Consider the following 1,886-nt stretch of genomic DNA (forward strand, 5'->3'; position numbering starts at 1 on the left):
GGTGCGCCTAGGTAAGCTGGGTGCTTTCAGTGGGTGCGATTCCCACCCGGGTAAAGGGTACAGCCACCCTACCCGGAATCGAGTCTTGAACACGCAAAGGTAACGATGCGGGTTAAGCGTAGACAGAGCGACGTCCAGGCCGTAACGCAAGTGAAGCGATAGAGCCTCGTGAGATGTCCGGGGGCCGACAAGGTCGAAAACTTGGAAGGCTATAGTAGATTTCCGTAATAGGCGAGGAAATCGGAGACCCCGGCGGGGTCTGAGAGCACGGCATGGCGGAAAAGGAAGCATCACGGAACTAGGGAGATCCATCGCGGTCTTCGCTGAAAAAAAAATGCGGAGTATGCCGACTGAAAGGACCATCCATAGGGGAGCGGATGCCGCGGTGGAAGTCGGACCTGCTGGTAGTACTCGGAGCGTGGGAAAGCCACGTACAGGGGGAAGCGGCAGGGCAGAGTAAGCTCTTAACAGCGAAACATACCCCACACTCAGAGGTGGACATCGTATGTCAACACAACTGGCTAAGATAGCAGAGAAAGCTCGACAAGATAAGAAAATTCGCTTCACGTCACTGGCGCATCTCATTACGCCTGAATTTCTCCAAGAGACATGGCGGATGATGAATCGCAAGGGTGCAAGCGGTGTAGATGGAGAAACAACGGGACAGTTCGAAGCGAATCTGAAAGAGAGAACAGAGGATCTATGGTTACGACTTAGGCAAAATCGCTACCAAGCTCCACCCGTAAGGCGAGTGGAGATCCCAAAAGGAAATGGAAAGACACGCCCACTGGGCATTCCTACCGTAGAAGACCGTTTGGTACAACGAGCGGTAACAAGAATCGTCGAAACCATCTATGAACAAGATTTTCTGGGCTTGTCTTACGGATTCCGTCCGGGAAGAAATCCGCATATGGCGCTTAAAGCACTCCGAACGTGCATTGTAACCAAGAAAGTTAGGCATGTATTCGAAGCGGATATCCGCGGGTACTTCAACCACATCAACCATGAATGGCTGATGAAGATGGTCAAACAACGGATTGCCGATCCGGCCATTTTACGTCTAATCGGAAAATGGTTGGGGGCAGGAGTCATGCAGCACGGCGTTGTCACGCGAAATGAGGAAGGAACGCCGCAAGGCGGACCGATTAGTCCTCTGCTTGCGAACATCTATTTGCACTACGTGTTGGACCTCTGGTTTAAGAAGCGGTTCAAGAAATGCGTACAAGGAGAAGCCTATCTCATCCGCTTTGCAGATGATTACGTCGCATGTTTCGAATACAAGCGAGATGCAGAAAATTTCCGAACACTGTTAGACGAAAGGATGAATAAATTCAGCCTGGAGCTAGCGGAGGAAAAGACACGTCTCATGATTTTTGGACGATTTGCTAGGGAGAGAAAAGCGGAATTCGGGGAAAAGCCGGACACCTTCGACTTTCTGGGTTTTAAACATGTTTGTGGAGTAGGACAGAAAGGCGAATTTGCACTCATACGGATACCGAGCGTAAAGAGTTGTCGGAAATTTACAGAGCGAGTCGGGATATGGTTAAAAGCACACCGACACTGGAAAAGGAGAGATCAACAAAAGCAGCTCACAAGAATGTTGCAAGGTTTCTACCAGTATTTTGCTCTGTACCACTGTGATTACAAGTTGCACAGTCTCAAACGGCAGATTGAAAGACAGTGGATACGATGTTTGCGCAGGAGGAGCCAGAGACATCGTCTATACTGGTCTTACCTCAGAAGCAGAAAATGGTTTGAGCTCCCAGAGCCAAAGTTACTCCATCCAACAATCTAAACGAGATAAATCCGCGAATGACTCTGGGGAGCCCGATGCGGGAAATCCGCACGTCGGGTTCTGATTGGGGCTGACGGCACAAGGAAAAAAA

At 50.0% G+C, this 1,886-nt stretch carries 1 protein-coding gene; it reads left to right on the forward strand.

Annotated elements, in window-relative coordinates:
• The first annotated feature begins 505 nt into the window (after positions 1 to 505).
• Positions 506 to 1,795, forward strand: coding sequence for a group II intron reverse transcriptase/maturase (gene ltrA, locus FPZ49_RS35040; RefSeq protein WP_144855346.1), 1,290 nt, complete (start codon positions 506 to 508; stop codon positions 1,793 to 1,795).
• Positions 1,796 to 1,886 lie beyond the last annotated feature (91 nt).

Origin of the sequence: Paenibacillus cremeus (assembly GCF_007786445.1) — a bacterium.
GTDB classification, from domain to species: Bacteria; Bacillota; Bacilli; order Paenibacillales; family NBRC-103111; genus Paenibacillus_G; species Paenibacillus_G cremeus.